Source organism: Nocardioides epinepheli (assembly GCF_037936805.1).
Classification (GTDB): Bacteria; Actinomycetota; Actinomycetes; order Propionibacteriales; family Nocardioidaceae; genus Nocardioides.
Window position 1 is genome coordinate 212,514 of sequence record NZ_JBBMMC010000001.1, and the last position, 20,003, is coordinate 232,516.

The 20,003-nt window shown below is 70.5% G+C and carries 20 protein-coding genes; 2 read left to right on the forward strand and 18 right to left on the reverse strand.

Translation table 11 applies throughout. The annotated features are described in order from the left end of the window. Nucleotides 1–161: 161 nt before the first annotated feature. Entirely contained in the window at nt 162–1,139 is a 978-nt protein-coding gene (locus WMR31_RS00975; protein WP_340536899.1) for a phosphotransferase, read from the reverse strand. Nucleotides 1,140–1,161: 22 nt separating this feature from the next. Further along, on the reverse strand, nt 1,162–2,394 hold the full coding sequence (locus WMR31_RS00980; protein ID WP_340536900.1) for an NAD(P)/FAD-dependent oxidoreductase: 1,233 nt from the start codon (nt 2,392–2,394) through the stop codon (nt 1,162–1,164). A gap of 250 nt (nt 2,395–2,644) precedes the next feature. Here WMR31_RS00980 and WMR31_RS00985 point away from each other — a divergent pair, with 250 nt between their 5' ends. Together WMR31_RS00985 and WMR31_RS00990 are read left to right on the forward strand one after the other, a co-directional pair. Continuing rightward, entirely contained in the window at nt 2,645–2,791 is a 147-nt protein-coding gene (locus WMR31_RS00985) for a hypothetical protein (RefSeq protein WP_340536901.1), read from the forward strand. After that, complete coding sequence (locus tag WMR31_RS00990; protein WP_340536902.1) at nt 2,791–4,272, forward strand: purine-cytosine permease family protein; 1,482 nt, start codon at nt 2,791–2,793, stop codon at nt 4,270–4,272. The genes WMR31_RS00985 and WMR31_RS00990 overlap by 1 nt, the downstream gene beginning before the upstream one ends. 63 nt (nt 4,273–4,335) lie before the next feature. On the opposite strand, the gene WMR31_RS00995 is transcribed toward WMR31_RS00990, so the two are convergent. From WMR31_RS00995 to WMR31_RS01070, 16 genes are all read right to left on the reverse strand, one after another. Then, nucleotides 4,336–4,752 (reverse strand): cupin domain-containing protein, encoded by a 417-nt coding sequence (locus tag WMR31_RS00995; RefSeq protein WP_340536903.1) that lies wholly within the window; start codon nt 4,750–4,752, stop codon nt 4,336–4,338. A 13-nt stretch (nt 4,753–4,765) separates the two neighbouring features. Further along, the gene (locus WMR31_RS01000; protein ID WP_340536904.1) at nt 4,766–6,151 is read right to left on the reverse strand and encodes an aldehyde dehydrogenase family protein; all 1,386 of its coding nucleotides are present in this window, start codon (nt 6,149–6,151) and stop codon (nt 4,766–4,768) included. A 50-nt stretch (nt 6,152–6,201) separates the two neighbouring features. Then, nucleotides 6,202–7,599, reverse strand: a complete 1,398-nt coding sequence (locus WMR31_RS01005; RefSeq protein WP_340536905.1) for an NAD(P)/FAD-dependent oxidoreductase — start codon at nt 7,597–7,599, stop codon at nt 6,202–6,204. Beyond that, nucleotides 7,596–8,705, reverse strand: a complete 1,110-nt coding sequence (locus tag WMR31_RS01010) for an alcohol dehydrogenase catalytic domain-containing protein (RefSeq protein ID WP_340536906.1) — start codon at nt 8,703–8,705, stop codon at nt 7,596–7,598. The genes WMR31_RS01005 and WMR31_RS01010 overlap by 4 nt, the downstream gene beginning before the upstream one ends. A gap of 124 nt (nt 8,706–8,829) precedes the next feature. Further along, entirely contained in the window at nt 8,830–10,104 is a 1,275-nt protein-coding gene (locus WMR31_RS01015) for a LuxR C-terminal-related transcriptional regulator (RefSeq protein WP_340536907.1), read from the reverse strand. A 45-nt stretch (nt 10,105–10,149) separates the two neighbouring features. Next, the gene (locus WMR31_RS01020; RefSeq protein ID WP_340536908.1) at nt 10,150–10,815 is read right to left on the reverse strand and encodes an HAD family hydrolase; all 666 of its coding nucleotides are present in this window, start codon (nt 10,813–10,815) and stop codon (nt 10,150–10,152) included. 58 nt (nt 10,816–10,873) lie between these two features. After that, complete coding sequence (locus WMR31_RS01025) at nt 10,874–12,139, reverse strand: RNA polymerase sigma factor (RefSeq protein ID WP_340536909.1); 1,266 nt, start codon at nt 12,137–12,139, stop codon at nt 10,874–10,876. After that, nucleotides 12,121–12,498, reverse strand: coding sequence for a YciI family protein (locus tag WMR31_RS01030; RefSeq protein WP_340536910.1), 378 nt, complete (start codon nt 12,496–12,498; stop codon nt 12,121–12,123). Before WMR31_RS01030 ends, WMR31_RS01025 begins: the two co-directional genes overlap by 19 nt. Beyond that, nucleotides 12,498–13,088, reverse strand: coding sequence for a dihydrofolate reductase family protein (locus WMR31_RS01035; RefSeq protein WP_340536911.1), 591 nt, complete (start codon nt 13,086–13,088; stop codon nt 12,498–12,500). The genes WMR31_RS01030 and WMR31_RS01035 overlap by 1 nt, the downstream gene beginning before the upstream one ends. 166 nt (nt 13,089–13,254) lie before the next feature. Then, entirely contained in the window at nt 13,255–14,472 is a 1,218-nt protein-coding gene (locus WMR31_RS01040; protein ID WP_340536912.1) for an acetyl-CoA C-acetyltransferase, read from the reverse strand. A gap of 171 nt (nt 14,473–14,643) precedes the next feature. Continuing rightward, nucleotides 14,644–15,303 (reverse strand): GntR family transcriptional regulator, encoded by a 660-nt coding sequence (locus WMR31_RS01045; protein ID WP_340536913.1) that lies wholly within the window; start codon nt 15,301–15,303, stop codon nt 14,644–14,646. 52 nt (nt 15,304–15,355) lie between these two features. Further along, entirely contained in the window at nt 15,356–16,564 is a 1,209-nt protein-coding gene (locus tag WMR31_RS01050) for a CaiB/BaiF CoA transferase family protein (protein ID WP_340536914.1), read from the reverse strand. Nucleotides 16,565–16,580: 16 nt separating this feature from the next. Continuing rightward, nucleotides 16,581–17,420 carry an ABC transporter ATP-binding protein gene (locus tag WMR31_RS01055; RefSeq protein WP_340536915.1) on the reverse strand — a complete coding sequence of 280 codons (840 nt, stop codon included), beginning with the start codon at nt 17,418–17,420 and terminating at the stop codon, nt 16,581–16,583. A 31-nt stretch (nt 17,421–17,451) separates the two neighbouring features. Further along, nucleotides 17,452–18,186, reverse strand: coding sequence for an ABC transporter permease (locus WMR31_RS01060; protein WP_340536916.1), 735 nt, complete (start codon nt 18,184–18,186; stop codon nt 17,452–17,454). A 32-nt stretch (nt 18,187–18,218) separates the two neighbouring features. Beyond that, the gene (locus tag WMR31_RS01065) at nt 18,219–18,974 is read right to left on the reverse strand and encodes an ABC transporter permease (RefSeq protein ID WP_340536917.1); all 756 of its coding nucleotides are present in this window, start codon (nt 18,972–18,974) and stop codon (nt 18,219–18,221) included. A 26-nt stretch (nt 18,975–19,000) separates the two neighbouring features. Next, nucleotides 19,001–19,963: an ABC transporter substrate-binding protein gene (locus WMR31_RS01070; RefSeq protein ID WP_340536918.1), complete on the reverse strand. Its 963-nt coding sequence runs from the start codon at nt 19,961–19,963 to the stop codon at nt 19,001–19,003. Between the last annotated feature and the right edge of the window lie 40 nt (nt 19,964–20,003).

Genomic DNA, 20,003 nt, shown 5'->3' on the forward strand with positions numbered 1-20,003 from the left:
GGCCGGAGGTTGAGCAAGCGAGCGCCAGCGAGCGCCGACGAAACCCCGGCAACCGGCACTGCCAACGCTCCCGAGAGCGGTCACGAGGTTTCGTCCGCGCCGGTCGGGCTCGTACCTCGCCCCCGGCTTGCTCGACCTCCGAGTCCAGCCGGTCGATCGGGCTAGCCGGCGGCCGCGTCGCCGAGGACGTCGAACGCGGCCTCGAAGTCGGGACGGCGGGCGGTGGTGGCCATCTGGTCCAGGCTGAGGCGGGCGTAGGCGGCGTGGTCGAAGTCGAGGAAGTCGATGCCGTCGGCGAGTGCGGACCACAGTCCTTCGCGGAGCATGGCGATGAAGCGGTTCAGCCGGACCAGCGCCAGGCCACGCTCGACCGGCCCGAGGGGCGTGCCCTCGTAGGCGCGCACGAGCGTCTCCTCCTCCGCGGGGCTCATCTCGTAGCGGGCGGCGAAGTGCCCGAGGTCGAGGTAACCGTCGCCGGCGCCGACGTACTCCCAGTCGATGAGGATCATCCGGTCACGCTCCGGCGCCACGAACATGTTCACCTGGCTGGGGTCGGTGTGCACCTGGCAGACCTCGTAGGGGCCGCGCACGCTCTTGATCCGCGCGACGACGTCGAGGGCCCACCGGAACTCCTCGAGGAACTGCGGCGACTCCGCGGCCACCCGGCTCGCGAACCAGTCGATGCCCTCGAACGGGTCCGAGCACAGGCCGGGGGTGGCGTCGCCGCGCGTCGCGTCGTGCAGCCGGCGCAGCGCCCGGGCGCCGAGGGTGATCACGAGGTCGCGGTCGGCGAACTCGGCGGCCCGGTCGCCGTCGACGAAGTCGACCACCGTGACGCCGAGGTCGTCGAAGGACCCGAGGAGTGCGGGCGCGAGTCCGAGCTCGGTCATCTCCGGCCAGATCCGCCACTGGTTGCTGCGCCGGATGCCGACGGCGGCGGCGAGGTCCTCGGCGAGCTGCTCCTGGACGACGACGACGCGGGGCGTGTCGCCGGCGACACGCACGGTCACCTTGAAGTTGCGATTGGTCATGCCGTCCTCGATGGGCTCGGCGTCCCACGCGGCGTCCGGCCAGATCCGCTCCACGGCGGCGCCGACGAGGGCGTGCTGGTCGGTGGGGAGTTGCTGGGTCTGGCTCATGGGGTCGTCCTCACTCTGCCGCTCAGGCGTTGCTGGGCACGCGCGGGTAGTAGTTCTCGCACACCGACTGCGCCTGGCGCCGGGCGTCGTCCCAGTCCCAGCCGCGCGGCACGAACCGGTCGGGACTCATCGCGGCGACCTCCGGGGAGACGTCGCCCGAGAGGCTCTCAACGAGGTGGCGGCCCAGGTGCAGGGAGCCCTGGACGCCGTGGGCGTTGCAGCCGGCCGCCATGGCGAGGCCGGGCAGCGCGGAGACGGGGCCGATGAGGAACCGGCCGTCGGGAGTGAACCCGGGCCAGCCGGTGAAGACGGCGCGGACGCCGGAGCCGGCGACGCTCGGGGTCACGCGGGCCATGCCCTCGGCGAACTCGCCGAGGACCTCCCAGTCCTCGTGCCGGGCCAGCGTCGCGTCGACGTGGACGGCCCGGGGGTCGATGGAGGTGCCGGAGCTCTCGAAGCCACCGACGAGGACGCCGGAGCCCTCGCCGCGCGCGTAGACCTGCACCTCCGGGATCCGGATGCACGGGCTCGCGGAGGTCCACCCCTCGGTCTGCGCGGTGACGAAGTACTGCACCAGCACCGGCACGATCGGCAGGTCGATCCCGGCGGTGCGAGCAAGAGCGCCGGCCCAGGGGCCCGCGGCGTCGATGACGAGCTCGGTGGCGATCGGGCCGCGATCGGTGACCAGGCCGGTCACCCGCCCGCCGGCGACGACCAGATCGAGCACCCGGGTGTGCGGCACGAAGGTGACACCGGCCCGCTGGGCGCCCGCGATGTAGCCGTCCACGACGCTGTTGGGTTGCACGTAGCCGTCGGTGGGACACCAGAGGGCGAGCCGCACGTCGGCGACGTCCTCGAGGCCCGGGCACAGCTCCTGGGCCCGCTTCGCATCGACGATCTCGACCTCGAGCCCGGCCTCCTCGGCGACGTCGGCCATCGCGCGATACTCGGCGGCCGTCGTCTCCGACAGCGCGATCCGCAGGCTCCCGGTGGTCCGCCAGTCCGAGGATCTCCCGAGGTCGGACTCCATGGCGCGGTAGAAGGCGGCCGCCTCCATGCTGGCCCGGGTCGCGGCCACCGTCGAACGCGGCTGGCCGACCAGACCCGCGGCCTGCCCGGTCGTCGCGGCGGCCAGGTCACCTGCTTCGAGGACCTGCACGTCCCGGTAGCCCGCGGCGGCCAGGGCGTAGGCCGCGGCGGCGCCGAGTGCCCCTCCGCCGACGACGGTGACGGCACTGTCTCGCACGGTTGCCATGGGTCTCTCCTCCTCGACGAACGGCCGCGGCCGGCTCGGATCATCCGACGCTACGAGGACGGTGACGGCGCTCACCATAGGCAATCGCGATCCTCGGCGGCTAGGACCCCTCCCGCGTGCGCCGGGCTCACGCAGATCCGGGAGGGGTCCTAGCCCAGGAGCCGTCAAAGTCCCTATACACGCTCAGGTCTGGCGTTCCTACCGTGATGTGACTCGACCCACATTCCCCCGATCAATCCCGAGGAGCACCGTGAACGAGGATCTCGCAACCAGGCTGGTGGACTTCGACCAGCACCATCTCGGGGACCCCTTGGATCGAGCGACCTTCACCCTGCTGCTGGTCGCCTCTCTCATCCTTCCCGTCCTGGCCCTACTGGCCGGCTGGATGTGGCTGTGATGGACGACGTCGCCGCCGAGGCCAGCTTCCCGATCCACTCCTCCGAGCGGACCTGGGGCCCGCTCGCGGTGTTCGGCAACACCGCGTCGGCCGCCATCGCCACCTGGTGCTTCATCACCGGCGGCTTCGTGGCCTACTACGTCGATGCCGGCCCGGGGTCGATCGCGATCATCGCGGGCACGCTCATCGGCGTCTTCATCTCGCTCCTGGCGGCACTGCCTCCGGCGACGCGCTACGGCGTCGAGGCGGTGCGCTCGACCCGCCCCACGCTCGGCGTGCGCGGCTCCTGGCTGACGCTGGCACTGGTGCTGGTGATCCTCGTCGGGTGGAACTCGGTCCTGACGATCTTCCTCGGGCGCTCCGGTGCGGAGACCCTGCATGCGCTCGGCGTGGTCGACTCCCCCGACGGCAAGGCCCTGGTCGTCGCGATCGGGCTGCTGTCCTGCGCGGCCGTGATCGGCCTGCTGTGGAAGGGACCGAGCACGTTGCGCCTGGCCGGCCCCGCCATCGCGATCACCGTGATGGCGCTCGCCTTGGTGATGATGGTGTTCCTGCTCGCCGAGTTCGGATGGGACCGGATCTTCTCGGCCCCGGCCCTCGCGCCGCTGCCGGACAGGTCGACCAACTACATGATCGTCATCGAGCTGGGCATCGCCGGCGCGGTGGCCTGGTGGCCCTACATCGGCAGCCTGACCCGGCACTCGCGCAGCACCCGGACGGCGGTCGCTCCCTCGATCCTCGGCCTGGGTCTGCTGATGGGGATCGTGCTGAGCATCGGCCTGTTCGCCGCTGTCGTGGTGCCCGCCTCGGCCGGCAACCCGACCCTGTTCATGATCGAGGCAGGTGGCCCGGCCCTCGGCGTGGTGGCCCTGGGCTTCATGGTGCTGGCCAACGTCGGCACGACCATGGTCGGCGTCTACGCCTGCGCGCTCGCGCTCAAGCAGGTGCGCGGCATCGACCGCGCGATCTCGTGGCGTACGGCGTCGCTGGTGAGCATCCTCCCCGTGGTCGTGGTCCTGGTGCTCTTCGCCGACCCGTTCATGGACCACTACGGCACGTTCCTCGCCTTCGCCGGCGTCACCCTCGGCCCCGTGTGCGGCCTGCAGATCGTCGACTACTTCATCCTGCGCCGCCAGCGGCTGAGCATCCACGGACTCTACGACGACGACAACCCCACCTACCGGTACGTCGGCGGCTTCAACCCGGCCGGGTTCGTGGCACTCGCCGCGGGCATCGCGACGTACCTGCTCATGCTCGACCCGGTGAACTTCGTGCCCGGCACCCAGGCGTTCTCCTGGCTCAGCGCCACGGCTCCGGCCGCCGTCGCCTCGGGGCTGGTCTACTACGTCATCATGAGGGCGGCCCCCGGCCTCCTGCGCCCGAGCCTGGCGACCACGGCGAGCCCGGGCACTCCGGCCCCCGCCCGGGCCACCGACCCCGACCCGGACTCCGGTCCCCGGGTCGCCTCGCCGACCAGCTGACCGGACTCCATCCGCAGCGATGAGGGCCAGGGGCGTCCGCCCCTGGCCCTCGGTCGTCGGCGCTCACCACACGGGCGAACCCGCCCGTCCCTGCTCGTCCGGACGGCGACCCATGCTGTAGTCCTGCCAGATCGCGGCACCGGGCGGACCCCACACCACGATCATCGTCAGCGGCACCGCACCCGGATTCGCGACGTCATGGTCGACCCCGGTCTTCGCCAGGAACGCATCGCCCACGCCGAGACGCGACACCTCGCCGTCGAGGGTCACCTCGGCCTCACCGGCCACCACGATGTAGAGCTCCTCCAGTGGCCGGTCTTCGCGGTGGGAGTGGCTGCCTTCCGAGGCACCGGGTGGGATCGTCCAGGCCTGGACGGCCACCGGCAGGTCGCCGTCCTTGCGGAAGTACCACTGCACCGGGATCTCTCCCCCGGCGTAGACCCGCCAATCGAAGGCAGTGTCGTTGCCGCGCTCGATCATCGAGGAGCCGTCCTCACTCGGCGACGTAGTAGAGCCGCTTGTTGGTGAACTCGTCGACGCCGAGGGCGCCGAGCTCGCGACCGAAGCCGGAGGACTTGGTGCCGCCGAAGGGCATGTCGGCGGCCTCGGCGGAGAACGTGTTGACGTGGGTCATCCCGACGTCGAGACGCCCGGCCACCGCCTCCGCGCGAGAGCGGTCGGTACTGAAGACGGCGCCGCCGAGACCGAACCTGGTGTCGTTGGCCAGCCGCACGGCCTCTTCGTCGCCGTCGACGGAGTACACCACGGCGACGGGTCCGAAGACCTCCTCGTGGTAGATCCGCATCTCGGGGGTGATGCCGGTGAGCACGGCCGGCCGGAAGTACGAGCCGGGGCCGTCCACGATCGTGCCGCCGGCGTGCAGGATGGCACCCCGCTCGACGGCGTCGCCCACCTGGGCGGCGAGGAGATCGGCCGCCGCGCGCGAGGTGACCGGGGCGAACTCCCCCGCCCCCAGCGAGAGGGGGTTGCCGGGCTCGAGGCCCTCGGCCTCGGCGACCAGGGTCGCCACGAAGTCGTCGTGGAGCGTCGCGTCGACGATCATCCGCTTGTTGGAGTTGCATGCCTGGCCCATGTTCGACATCCGGGTGCGCCAGGCGGACCGCGCGGACGCGGCGACGTCGTCGGAGTCGAGCACGATGTAGGGATCCGAGCCGCCGAGCTCGAGGACGGCCTTCTTCAGGCTGCGCCCGGCCTGCTCCGCCACGGCCGCCCCGGCACGCTCGGAGCCGGTGACGGACACCCCCTGCACCCGCGGATCGGCGATCAGCGAGGCGACCTGGTCGAAGGTGGCGTAGAGGTTCGCGTAGGCGGCGGCCGGGACGCCGGCGCCGGCGAGCACGTCGGCGATCGCCGCCGACGACCACGGGCAGTTCTCGGCGTGCTTGATCAGCACCGTGTTGCCGACCAGCAGGTTCGGAGCGGCGAACCGCGCGACCTGGTAGTAGGGGTAGTTCCACGGCATGACTCCGAGCACCACACCGATCGGACGCCGCTGCACCATCGCGCGGTCGGCCCCCGGCGCCGCGATCTCGACGTCGGCCAGCAGCGCCGGCCCCTCGGTCCCGTAGTAGCGGAAGATCGCCGCCGCGAACTGCGCCTCGCCAACAGCCGAGCCGACCTTCTTGCCCATCTCCTTGGTCACCAGGGTGCCGAGCTCCTCGGCCCGCTTCTCGAAGGCGTCGGCGACGGCGAGCAGCACCGTCGCCCGGTCCTCGATCGGCCGGTCGGCCCACGCCGTCTGGCCGGTCACCGCGTCGGCGAGCGCCTTCTCCACCTCCTCGTCGGTGGCGAACGGGAAGGACTCGAGGACCTCGCCGTCGACGGGACTGGTCACCTGGTAGGCGGGCTGTGGGGACAAGGCGGGACCTCTCTCTAGCGGTGTGGATATGTGTGCGGTCAGGGCACGCCCTACCCGGGTGGAAGGACCGGTGCCAGCACCTTCACTCGGCGGGCGGTGCGTTGGGTCGTGTCCTCGTGCTGGTCGGCTCCGGTCAGCACGCGGACGATCGCGTTGGCCGCCAGGTAGCGCAGCGGCTCCGGCTCCCACCGACGACTGCGATGTCCGACCCACGGCGCGGTGCTGTAGTGGCTGCGCGTCTGGGTCGCGAGGTCGGCGAGGCCGCGGCCGGCCAGGTAGGCGGCGACGACGCCGTGGCCGGAGTACCCGCCGGCGGCACCGACGCGGTGGTCGCGATCCCAGGTGACGGCCATGCTCCAGTCGCGCGGGACGGCGAGCAGCCCTCCCCAGCGATGGGTGACGACGGCGTCCGCGGTCTGCGGGAAGTGCTCGTGGAGGGTCTGTTCGAGCCGCTCCCACACCGGGAGGTCCCGATCGCCGAACTCGGCGAAGGGGTTCCGCAGGCGGTACGGGGCTCCGCGTCCGCCGATGGCGATCCGGTCGTCGGCGGTGCGTTGGGCGTAGAAGAACAGATGACGACGATCGCGCACGGTCAGCCCGTGGGGCCAGCCGAGCTCGTCCCACACCGACGCGTCCAGCGGCTCGGTGGCGATCATCATCGAGGTGAGCGGCAGGTAGGGAGTACCGCCGGCGACCTGACTCGTCCACGCCTCGGTGGCGCGCAGGACGGAGGTGGCACGGACCGACCCGACCGTCGTCCGCACGACGCCGGGCTCGATCGACTCGACCGAGCTCTGCTCGTGGATCACCACTCCGCGCCGTTCGCACGCGTCGGCCAGGCCCCGCACGAGCCTGGCCGGATGGAGCCGGGCGCAGTGGGGGGTGTAGAGCCCGCCGAGGACGCGCGGGGTCTGCACCAGAGCGCGCACCTCGTCGGCGTCGAGCAGGACGGCGCCGGGCTCGGCGAGGCCCGTCTCGTTCGCAGCGCGATGCGCCTCGCGCATCCGCTGCCACTGCGGCGCGGTGGCGGCGACGGCGAGCGTGCCGCCCTTGACGAAGTCGGCTGCGATTGCCTCCTCGTCGATGAGAGCACCGATCTCATCGACGGCGCGCTCGGTGAGTCGAGCACCGGCCAGCGCGGCCTCCCAGCCGTGCCGGCGGGCGTACACCTTGGCATGGCCGGCCATTCCGGCGCCGGCCCAGCCACCGTTGCGGCCGGCGGCGCCGTATCCCACGACGTGTCGCTCGAGGACGACGACGCGTGCCTCCGGGCGGGCGCGCGCGAGGTGCAGCGCGGCCCACATGCCGGTGAACCCGCCACCCACCACGACGACGTCGGCATGCTGCTCGCCCACCAGGGGCGCGCGGGGGGTCAGCTCGCCGAGCTGGTCGAGCCAGAGCGAGCGCGAGCGGACGTCGGGGGCCTCGACGGCGGGCGTGCTGGTCATGGGATGTCGACGACGATACGGCCCGGAGCCGTGCCCTTGCCCATCGCATCGAATGCCTCGTTGAGGTCGGCGAGACCGACCCGTTCGCCGACCAGCCGGTCCAGCGGCAGCAGCCCGCGCTCGTGCATGTCGAGGATCCGCTGGAAGTCGACCGAGGGCCGGGCCGAGCCGTAGTTGCTGCCGGTGAGCGTGAGCTCGCGGCCCGACATCCGCATCGGGTCGATCGAGATCCGCTGGCCGGTGGCGACCTGGCCGACGACGACCGCGGTGCCTCCCGAGGCGAGTGCCTCGTAGCACTGCTCGACGCTCTCCGCGCGGCCGATCGCCTCGTAGGCGACCTCGACGCCTCGGCCGCCGGTGAGCTCGCGGACGGCCTCGACGACGTCGTGCTCGCGCGCGTCGATGGTGTGGGTGGCGCCGAGCTCGCGGGCCAGGGCCAGCTTGTCCTCGGCGATGTCGACGACGATGAGCTGGCCGGGCGACTGGAGCGCGGCGCCCATCACCACCGAGAGGCCGACGCCGCCGGCGCCGAACACCAGCACCGAGTCGCCCGGAGCCGCGGGGTGGGTGTTGATCGCGGCGCCGACACCGGTGGTGACGGCGCAGCCCACGAGGGCGGCGACTCCGGCGTCGACGTCGCCCTCGATCCTGATCGCCCCCTGGGCCGGGACGACGGCGTACTCGGCGAAGGAGCCGACAGACAGGTAGCCGTGGACGTCCTCGCCCTCGCTGCGGATCCGGGTCGTGCCGTCGGGCAGCAGGTTGTTGTAGGCGTTGACCGCGGCGACCTGGCACAGCTGCGGACGACCCGTGACGCAGTAGCGGCAGGCGCCGCACGACGGCGTCCACGACAGCACGACGTGGTCGCCGGGCGCTAGGTGCGTGACGCCGGCGCCCACCGACTCCACGACGCCCGCGCCCTCGTGGCCGAGGACGACGGGCGGCACCGAACCCCACTCGCCGACGAGCACGCGGTAGTCGCTGTGGCAGACGCCGGCGGCGCTGAGCTTGACCCGCACCTCGCCCGCGCGGGGCTCGGCGAGCTCGACCTCCTCGAGGGTGAGCGGCTCGTCGGGCGATCGGAAGAGCACGGCCTTCATCTGCATGGTGCGACGCTAGGTCGCCGTCGGTGCGCTCTCCATAGGCTCTTGGTCCGACCGCGCGCTAGGACCCCTCCCACCTCTTCGGGGTAGTCCCGGCCCGGCCCAGCCACCGCCCCGTGTCGGGCGCTCACAGCATGCGGACGGCCTGCGCGCGACTGGTCACGCCGAGCTTGCGGTAGATCGAGGTGAGGTGGTTCTGGAGGGTCTTGGGGGAGATGCCGAGCTCGGCGGCCAGCTCCCGGTTGGGGGTACCGAGCGTGAGCCCCTCGAGCACCCGGCGCTCCCGGTCGGTCAGCGACTGGACGGTGGGGCGGGTCAACCCGAGCGAGAGCAGCACCCGGACGCCGCGGCGTCCGGCGTCGTCGACGGCCGGCCGCAGCACCCCCTCCAGCCCGCGCGCCTGTGCGCCGACGTCGGCGGGCAGCTCGGCGAGGGTGTCGCCGCGGGGTGATCGGGGCCGGTCGTCGCACACCTCGATCCAGAACTCGTCGCCCTCGCCGCCGAGGTGGAGGACGACCTCGGTCTCGGCGGCCGTCGCCGCCGCCTGGACCAGGCCGTGCATGAGCAGGTACAGGCGGGTGGTGAGCTCCAGCGGCAGCGCGGGAGGCCACTGTCCGAGCACGAGGTCCACCTGCTTGCCCGAGTGGGTCGACCATCGCTCGGCGATCGCCTCACGGACCAGCGGCACCATGTCGACCCACTGCATCTCGGAGTCCAGGAGCTCGCGGGCAAGACGGCGGAGCCGATCGGCCGCCTCGGCGTTCTCGGCGGACCCGAGCGTGTCGGCCTCCTGCTCGAGTCGGCGGGCCAACTCGCGACGCTGGGTGTCGGCGGCGGTGAGCGCCTGCGTCGTCCACTGGCGCAGGACCTGGGCGCGTTCCTCCCGCAGGAAGCGCACCTCGTCGATCATCACCAGGCTCTCCACCACCGAGCTCACGAACGCCGCCACCAGCTCGAGCGACTCGACCTCCTCGACGCTGAAAGCGCGCGGCTCACGGTCGAAGACCTCGACGATCCCCAGGCGGCGCTGGCCGCGCAGGAGGGGCACGCAGACGTAGCCGCGCAGCCGCTCCTCCTGCACCACGCTGCGCGAGACCTCACGACTGGCACTGAGATCGGTCACGGTGAGCGGCTCGCGCAGTCCGAACGACTGCCCCGCCAACCCCTCGTGGAGCGACCAGGTGGTGATCCCCTTGACGTAGCTCTCCGAGAGACCTCGGTGGGCGGCGAGGATGTAGCGCTGGGTGTTCATGTCGGCATACGACAGCGCGCCGATGCTCGCTCCGGTCATCTCGAGCGCACAGTCGAGCGCCGACCCCAGCACCGGCCCGATGTCGCTGGCATAGCGAATCTCGTGGGCCAGCCGACGCAGCAGCCGGAAGTTGCGGTGTTGGTCAACCATGGTGAGTGCTGAGCGTAGTTGTCCCGTGGCCCGCACGCTCGGCGTTCAGCCCGTGACCATCTTTCGCAGGTCCGCGACCGTCACGCCTTCGAGCCCGTCGACGACGACGTCGCCGGTGCCTGCCTCCGCTGCCCCGTGCCCATCGGTGACCAGCACCGCGCACCCGGCGGCTCTGGCGCTCGCGACGCCGGTCCGGGAGTCCTCGATCGCCACACAGCGCTCGGGCCGGACGCCGAGGGCTGCGGCCGCGGCGAGGTAGGGCTCGGGATGCGGCTTGCCGTGGGCGACCGCGTCGCCGGTGACCACGGCGCCGAAGGTGCCGGGCGGCACGCGCTCCAGCATCGGCTCGACCAGTGTCCGGTAGGACATCGTGACCAGCGCGCACGGGATCCCCTCGGCGTGGACCGCCTCGAGCAGCGCGCGGGCCCCGGCGCGCCACGGGACCTCGACCCGGATGCGCTCGGCGACGCCGTCCACCATCTCGGAGACCAGCAGCTGCGGTGAGTCGTCGACTCCGAGGTGGTCACGGATGGCGCGCGCCGCGTCGGTCAGGTCCAAGCCCACCAGCGACTCGGTGTCCGCGTCGGTCCAGGTGCCGCCGCGCCGCGTCGCCATCTCGGCCCACGCCGCCGTCCAGTGACCGTGACTGTCGACCAGGGTCCCGTCGAAGTCCCACAGGACGGCGGCCGGTCGCGGCGCGGGTGAGGTCATGAGGTCAACCTAGAAGCGGCCGGGCCTGACTCCAATGGGAGGATGCCGGCCGGTGGCACTAGGACCCCTCCCGCCCGCGGCGCAGCAGGAACTCGGCTACCCGGGGGTCGTCGCTCAGCTCGGCGGCGCGGCGATAGGCCGCTGCGGCCTCGTCGGTGCGCCCGGCGCGCGCGAGGAGGTCGGCACGCGCGGCGTGCCAGGGCTGGAAGGTGGCGCCGTCGAGGTCAGCGAGGAGGGCAAGGCCCGCTTCGGGGCCGTCGGTGCGGCCGACGACGCTGGCGCGTGCCACCTGGGCGCCGAGGGTGGGCGCGACGATCACGAGTGCGTCGTAGAGCGTGCGGAGGGCGGCGAGGTCGAGGACGCCGGTGCGCCGGCGGGCGGCGTGCACGGCACCGATCGCAGCCTCGAGGGCGAACCGTCCGGGCGCCCGCGCCGAGGCGGTTCGCCGCAGGTAGGTCTCGGCCTCGGCGATCAGGTCGCCGTCCCAGTCGGCGGGGTCCTGCTCGTCGAGCGGGATGTAGGGCGCCTCCGCCGCGCGGGCTCGGGAGAGCGTGAAGGTCGTCAGGGCGGCCAGGCCCCAGGCCTCCGGCTCGTCGTGGAGGAGGGCGGCGAGCGTGACCGCGAGGTACTGAGCCTCGCCGGCGAGCGAGTCGACGGCGGCCGCGTCGTCGTCCCACTGGGCGGCCAGACAGCCGTAGACGGCCTCGAACACCGCGGGCAGTCGTTCGGCGAGGACCGATCGGTCCGGGATCGCGAACGGTACCCGGGCGGCGCGGATCCGCTTCTTGGCACGCACCAGCCGCTGCGCCATCGCGGAAGGCGCCACCGCGAAGACCCGCGCAATCCGGGCGGCGTCGATGCCGAGCACCGACTGGAGCATCAGCGGCGCCCGCACGGCCGGGTCGATCGCCGGGTGCGCGCACACCAGCATCAGCTCCAGGCGTCGATCGCCCACGGCGTCGAGGTCGAGGTCGCCGGGGTCGGTCGCCCCGGTCTCGACGGTGGGCACGTGCTCGGCCTGCTCCAAGGGCCGGCCCGTGCGGTGGGCCGAGGACTTCCACACGTCGCGTTGTCGGTTGCGGGCCACGGTGAGGATCCATCCCTCCGGGTTGTCGGGGACGCCGTCGCCGGGCCACCGGCGCAGCGCCTCCTCCAGTGCTCCGGACAGCGCGTCCTCGGCCAGCGCGAGATCGCCGGTGGAGGCGGCGAGGCGGGCGACCAGCCGGCCGTACGACGTCCTCGCCACATACTCGGCCGCCTGCTCGGCCGCCTGCTCGGCCGCCTGCTGGACGGCGTCCCGGGCGCTCAGGTGTTCGGGACCCACGCGCCGTCGGTGATGAAGGTCGCGCCCGGCCGGATCTCGACCGCGCCCCAACGCAGGGCCGGCACCTGCTCGGCCCAGTGCAGGGCGGCGTCGAGGTCGGGCACGTCGAGCACGAAGATGCCGCCGAGCTGCTCCTTGGTGTCGGCGAACGGGCCGTCCTGCACGGTCAGCGTGCCGTCGACCGTGGTGAGCGTGGTCGTGATCGCGGACGGCTGGAGCACCTCCCCCGCCACCAGCACGCCGGCTCGATGCAGCACGTCCGCGTAGGCGGAGAACTCCTGCTGGGCCTGGTCGATCGCCTCCTGGTCGAGCGTGCCGCCCTCGGGCTCCGCGTAGTGCAGCAGCAGCATGTAGTGCATCAGTCCCCCTGGCGGTCGACGGCGTACTCGGCGATGACCACGCCCGTGGTGGTCTGCACCGATCGTGTCAGATGGAGGTCGGCCCGCTCGCCGGCGTCGAAGAGCCGCGTGCCGGAGCCGAGTACGATCGGGTGCACCATCAAGGTGATGACGTCGATCAGCCCGGCGGCGTGCAGCGCCCGGACCAGCTCGCCGCTGCCCAGGATCGTCAACGGCGTGTCGTCCTCCGACCGCAGCCGACCGACCGTCTCGGTGGCCTCTCCGGTGAGCAGCGTGCTGTTGGCGAAGGTGAGCGGCTCCTCGCTGCGGGACACGACGTACTTGGGCGTGGCGAGCAGATGCGCGGTGAACGGGTTGTCCTCGCCCATGGCCGACCAGAAGCCGAGCAGGTCGTCGTAGGTGCGCCGGCCGAAGAGCATCGCGCCCTTCTGCGACATCCCCTCTCCGGCGAACTTCATCGAGACCTCGTCGGCGAACCCGTCGGCCCACCCGCCGTGCGCGAATCCGCCGCGGGTGTCCTCGTCGGCGCGCCCGGGCGCCTGCATGACGCCGTCCAGGGTGATGCTCTCGAACGCCTTGATCGTGCCCATCGTCTACCTCCTCCTCGGCGGCCCCCAGCGGGCCGGCTCTGGGCGGGTGACGAGTCAGTGAGACGCCGATCGACAGGTTCGGGAGACTTTTCTCGGATTCCTTTCCGCCGGTGGGTGCGAGGGGTCACCGTCGCGGACTGCTGCGGCTGCGCTCGGGGCGGTGCCCTCAGCTGAGCCGCTCGAGGACCATGGCCATGCCCATCCCGCCGCCTACGCACATGGACTCGACGCCGAACTGCTTGTCGTGCCACTGGAGCGAGTTGATGAGGGTGGCGGTGATCCGGGCGCCGGTCATGCCGAAGGGGTGACCGACGGCGATCGCGCCACCGTTGACGTTGAGCTTGTCCAGGGGGATCCCAAGCTGCTGTGCGGAGCCGAGCGACTGGACCGCGAACGCCTCGTTGATCTCGACCAGGTCGATGTCGGCCAAGGCGAGTCCGGCGTTGCGCAGTGCTGTCGGGATCGCCGCAACGGGACCAAGACCCATGATCTCCGGCGAGAGGGCGGTGACCGCCGTGGAGACGATCCGCGCCAGCGGAGTCAAACCGAGCTCCTTCGCCTTCGCCTCGCTCATCACCACCAAGGCGGCGGCACCGTCGTTGAGCGGACAGGAGTTGCCGGCCGTCACCGTGCCGTCGGGGCGGAAGACGGGCTTGAGCTCGCCGACGACCTCCAGCGTCGTGCCCGGTCGCGGGCCGTCGTCGGACGAGACGACGATGCCGTCGGGAAGTGTGACCGGCGTGATCTCCCGGGCCCAGAAGCCCTCCTCGATCCGTTGGCAGGCCAGGTTCTGACTTCGGACGGCGAACTCGTCCTGCTCCAGCCTGGGCATGCGCAGTACCTCCGCGACGTTCTCGGCCGTCTGACCCATCGCGATGTAGAGGTCCGGCAGGTCGCCGACGCTTCGGGGGTCCACCCAACCTGTCGCGCCTCCTCCCGCGCGCTCAACGGTGAGCGCCTGGGCGTCCACGAAGGCCGGGTTCGGTCTCTCGGCATTGTCGGCAATGCCGAATGCGTACCGACTCACGGTCTCGACGCCGGCGGAGATGTAGGCGTGCCCCTCGCCCGCCTTGATCGCGTGGAATGCCATCCGGGTTGTCTGCAGACTGCTCGAGCAGTACCGATTCACGGTGACCCCAGGAAGATGGTCCATCCCGCTCAGCACGGCTACTGCCCGGCCCAGGTTGTTGCCCGATTCCCCCGCCGGCTGACCCACGCCCAGCATCAGGTCGGTCAGCTCCGCAGGATCCAGCTGAGGCACCTTGGCCAGCGCCGCCTGAACCATCTGGGCTGCGAGGTCGTCGGGCCGCATGTCCTTCAACGACCCCTTGACGGCCCGACCGATCGGCGAGCGGGCGGTGGAGACGATCACGGCTTCGGGCACGGTGATCCTGCCTTTCCGGTGGTTGGTTGGTGAGCGCTTGCTCACGATTCGAGGGCATGACGATCGCGCCGTATCGCGCCGTACGTCGATCACCCGTGGGTGCCTCCACGAAGGCGGCACCCTCCGCGGCTCTCCACGGACATTCCGAGACAGCCGTATGGGGCGGCGTCCTCAGCGCGGCGCCCCGTGCCAGTGATCCCGTATTCGGGCGACATGGGCTCGCGCTGCCGCTTCTGCTGCATCGGGATCACGTGCCAGAAGCGCATCACAGATCAGTTGGTGGTCGACGATCGCGACCTCGCCACGCCCTCGACCTTCTTCGGTCGAGCGGCGTTCGGCGGATTGCCGAGTGGCCAATTGGACGACGTCGGAGATGCTGGAGAGCGCCTCGCTCAGCAGGTCGTTACCGGCTGACCGGTGGATCATCTCGTGGAACTCCAGATCGAGTACCACGTGACGATCCATGTCTCCTTCCGCAACGGCCTTCCGGTGCTCGCTCATGTGCTGCGAGAGAGCCTCGCGAAATCCCTCGTCGGCGACCTCGGCGGCCCGACGAGCAGCGAGCCCTTCGAGAACCTCGCGGACGTCGTATACCGGCATCAGCTCCTTGCCGGAGAGCTCGATCACGAAGCAGCCACGCCGCGGCAGGTCGACCGCCAGCCGGTCGGCCGTCAGTCGTTGCACGGCCTCGCGGACCGGGCTGCGGCTCACTCCGAGCCGGTCTGCCAGGGCGGGAACACTCAGCTTGGATCCTGGCTTGATCTGTCCAGCCAGGATCTCGTCGCGGATCCGGTCGAAGACCGCATCGGCCAATCGCGCGGGAGTGGCCAACGGATCCGCCGCGGAACCGGCAACCCCCTGGGCGTGTCCCTCCTGAGGCGACTCAGATGACACCACGATCTCGCAGTCCTCGAATCTCGTCGCCCGCCAATCCCAGCTCGTCGGTGAGCACAGCGTCTGTATGTGCGCCGAGCACCGGACCGAGCGAATGGACGCCTCCCGGCGTCTTCGACATTCTTGGAATGGGTGCGAGCATGGTCACATCGCCGTGCTCCTCGTCGGTCATAGTGAGCAGATTCCCCCTGGCTCTCATGTGGTCGTCATTGAAGATGTCCTCGACGTTGTTCACGGTGGACGCCGGGATCCCGGCCCTCACACACCTTTCCAGAATGACGTCCGCCGGTGCCGACGCGACCCACCGCGCGATGAGGTCGTAGAGTACGTCGGCGTTCCGCAGCCTTTCGGCTAGGCGCGCGAAGCGCTCGTCGGCGGCGAGTTCTGGTTGGTCCATCACCTGCGCCAGGCGTGGGAAGAGGCTGTCGGTGCCGGCATGTACCGAGACCCGCCGCCCGTCGGCAGCCGTGAAGTCGCTCGCCGGGACGATGTACGGGTTGCGGTTTCCGGTCCGCTCTCGGATCACCCGGTTGACCGAGTATTCGATCAGGCTGTCCTCGGCCGACCTGAGCGCGGGCTCGTACAGCGCAAGGTCGATGACTTGGCCTCCGCCGCCGTGGGCTTCGCGATGGTAGAGCGCCCCGGCGACTGCGAAGGATGCGGTGTATCCGGCCATGTAGTCGATCACCGAGTAGCCGGCGCGCACCGGTGGCGCGTCCGGCTCGCCGCTCACGTAGGTCAGTCCGGAGTACGCGCTGGCGATCCGATCGAACGCCCCCAGGCCACGGTTCGGGCCGGTCAGGCCGTAGGCGGTGAGGTAGACCAGGATCCCGGTCGGGTGCAACGTCTGCAGGTCCTCCGGTCCCAGCCCCCAGGCCTCGAGCGTCGGTGGGCGGAAGTTCGTAATGACGACGTCGAAACGCGGTATGAGCTTCCGCAGGATCTCGCGACCTTCCGGCGCGCGGAGGTCGAGCGCCACGGACTTCTTGTTGCGGCCCTCCTGCAACCACTGCAGGGAGCGGCCGCCGCGCTCCTTGGCTCGGGCGCGCGTGAAGTCTCCCCTGCCCGGTTCCTCGATCTTGACTACCTCTGCTCCGAAGTCACCCAGCATGGTCGCGGTGACGGGGCCGGCGAGCACCGTCGCCACGTCCAGCACCCGGATTCCGCTGAAGAGCCCTCGCTCGACCGATTGCGTCATGATGGTGCAGGTCCCCTCAGCGCCGAGCGAGGGTGGAGAGCATCTCGCGGCGGAGGTCGGCGAACTCCCGAGTCGACTTGGTGTCGAGCTGGTTGCGCACGGCCCCCAGATCCACCGTGAACTCGTGGGTGACCGTCGCAGGGGAAGATCCGAGGGTCACGACCCGGTCGGACAGGTACACGGCCTCGTCGATGTCGTGGGTGATCATGACGACCGAGAGGTCGTGCTCGCGCCGCACCTTGAGGACCAGGTCTTCGAGGTCGGAGCGGGTCTGTGCATCCACGGATGCGAAGGGCTCGTCCATGAGCAGCATGTCGGCCTCGACCGCCAGCGCGCGCGCGATCGCCACCCGCTGCTGCATCCCGCCGGACAACTGAGCCGGATGGAGCGCGGCTACGCCGGGGTCGAGCCCGACCTCGACCAGGGCCGTGATCGCCCGCGCTGTTCTCTCCGCCTTGCCGACACCGCGGCTCTTCAGGGGCAGCGCGACGTTCGATCCGACCGTCAGCCAGGGCATGAGCGAACGGCTGTAGTCCTGGAACACGACCGCCATCGCGGCGGGAGGCCCGTTGACGAGTCTTCCGGCGACCCGTACCTCCCCAGCGTCGACAGGCTGGAGACCGGCCAGGCAGCGCAGCAGAGTCGTCTTGCCGGTTCCTGAGGATCCGATGATGCACACGAACTCGCCGGGCGCGACCTCGAGCGAGACGTCGGCAAGCACCCGGCGGGTCCCACCGCGCGGGGCGGGGAAGGACTTGCTGAGTCCCTTGACCGCCAGGGCTGGAATCTGCTCCTGAGGAGCTGGATGGCTGTCGAGTTCGTCCGCGGTCGATAACATCGGGTCGATTTCCTTCATAGTCGGATCCTTATTTGTCGCCAGGCGACGATCAGTTCGTTTCGGGATGCCAGCGGAGCAGCACCCAGCACAACCAGCGGTACACGACCGTGACGACGTAGCCGAGAGAGCCGATGACGATCGTCCCGAACCACATGTCACGAACCTCGAAAGTCTGTTGGGCACGCAGAATGGCGTGACCCAACCCTTCGGTCGAGCCGACCATCTCCGCGATGACCACGACTCCCACGGCGAGAGGGAGGCTGACCGCGACCCCCGACAGGATGCGTGGGAGGGCTGCCGGGATCTCGATCCGAGTCACCCGATCCCAGCGACTGAGTCGGTAGCTCCGTGCCACATCGTCCATCTGGCTTCCGGCGGACCGGAAGCCTTCGATCGAGTTCAGGAGGACAGGCCATACGGCCGCGTACGCGATTGCCGCCACCTGCATCGATCGGCCCTGGCCGAGCACCAGCAACATCACGGGCAGCAGCACCACGGCCGGCATCGATCGCGCGAACTCGAGGACCGGAAACAGCGCCTGATGGACTCCCCGGTACCGGCCGAGGACGAAGCCCGCCCCGATTCCGGCGATCAGGATGATGCACAGTGCGATCACCCAATTGCCTGCACTGGCACCGAGGTTGCGCTGCAGTTCGCCGGTGCGCCACTGCTCGGCGCCGGCTTCGACGATCTCCCGTAGCGGCGGAAAGTAGAAGCTCGTCGAGTCCGCGCTCAGGAGCCACCACGCGCCGATGATCAGCGCCGGCAGTCCAGTCGCGGTCACGACCGCCACAACGATACTCCCCACTCGCTTCATCACGGGCGTGCCTGCTGTGCGGGGTGCCACGACAGCAGCGATCGTTCAGCACGGGCGAGGCCGGTGTTGACACCCAGGCCGAGCAGCCCGACGACGATGATCGTCGCGTACATGACCGGCGTGTCTCCCGAGATCTGCGCCAGCATGACCTGTTTCCCCAGACCGGGCGAGCCGGCGATCACCTCGGAAGAGAGCGTCACCAGGAGACCGACGACGGCTCCAAGACGCAGCCCGGTGACTATCGAGGGCGCACTCGCACCCAGGAACACGTACCACAGCCGGTCCATCAAGGTCAGGCGATATGTCTTCGCCGTGTCGAGCACTGTAGCCGGCGTGGACTGGGCTCCGTGGATGGTCTGCACGAGGATGATCCAGAATGCCGCGAAGGACGACAGCGCCACCGACAGCCGCCACGAGGGCCCCACCGTCAAGATCAGCAACGGAATGAGGGTCACCGGCGGCACCGTTCGCAGGAAGTCGACCGGAAGGTTGACCACGCGCCCGAGCCACCGGAGCCGGCCGGCCGCCAGGCCCGTCGGCACGGCGAGCACCGTGGCGATCGCCACGCCAGCGACCCACGCACTGAGCGTATGTCCCAGGTTGCGCCACAGTTCGGGCGTACGGACCTCGTCGAGGAGCGCAGCCGCAGTGCTCGGGACCGTCGGCAACGTCGAGCGGTCCACGAGACCCCACCACGCCACTGCTGCCTGCCACAGGAGGATCATGGTGGCGACAGCCCCGACCTGGGCCGCCATGACCAGGTGCCGGCGGTTCCCGGAGATCAACTCGACGCCCAGATGAGGGAGTCGTAGTCGAGCGGCTGCTCGATGTTCCCGACCTGGAGGGCGAAGTCACCGACGACGGCAAGCTGCTGGCTGGTGATGGCGGCGTCGAATCGCGGAAAGCGAACGGCCTGTGCCAACGCCGGATCCAACTCGAGGTGCTTCGCTGCGAGATCCGGCGCGAGGTCGGCATCGGCGGCCAAGTCCTCGGTTGCGCGACCAAGAGCCTCCTTGAAGGACTCCAACGCCTTCGCGTTCTGCTCGGCGTACTCCGACGTCGCGACGTACAGGGTCTGGCTGGCATCGGGCTGGGTCGCGAGCAACGGATCGCCGATCGTCTTGAGGCCCGACTGTGCGCCCAGCGTGAGGAATGGCTCTAGTACTGCAATCGCATCGACGCGCTTGGCCTCGAGCGCGGCGATCATGTTCGGAATGGGCACGACCGTCGTGTTCACCGCCTCGCCATCGCCCCCGGCCGCGTCGACCGACGCGCGGATGGCCGGTTCCATGCCGACACCGAGTGCATTGACGGCCACCGTCTTGCCGGCCAGGTCTGCGAACGAGCTGATCGAACTGTCACCGGCGACCATGACGCCGACCGTCGAGGCCTCCTCGGTCTGGTCCGTCAGGCTGGCCCCGGCGACCACCCGGAGCGGCAGACCCTTACCGACTGCGATGAGCGCCGCCTCGGTCCCCGTGAAACCGATGTCGCCGCTGCCGCCCATGACCGCGTTGATGATGTCCGGTCCACTCTGGAGAGTGGTGACCTCGACGTTGATTCCGGCGTCGGTGAAGTAGTCCTGGTCGAGCGCCCGATAAACGGGAAGGGTCGCAGAGGCGGGCCCCAGGACCACCTTCACAGTCGGCGTATCACCGCCACTTGACTTCGCGTCGCTTTCCGAGCAGGACGCCATCGACGCGCCCGCCAGGGCCAGGCAGACGAGAAGAACGATGCGCTTCATAATGTTGATGCCTTTCGCTTAACACTCGGCCTCGACCGAG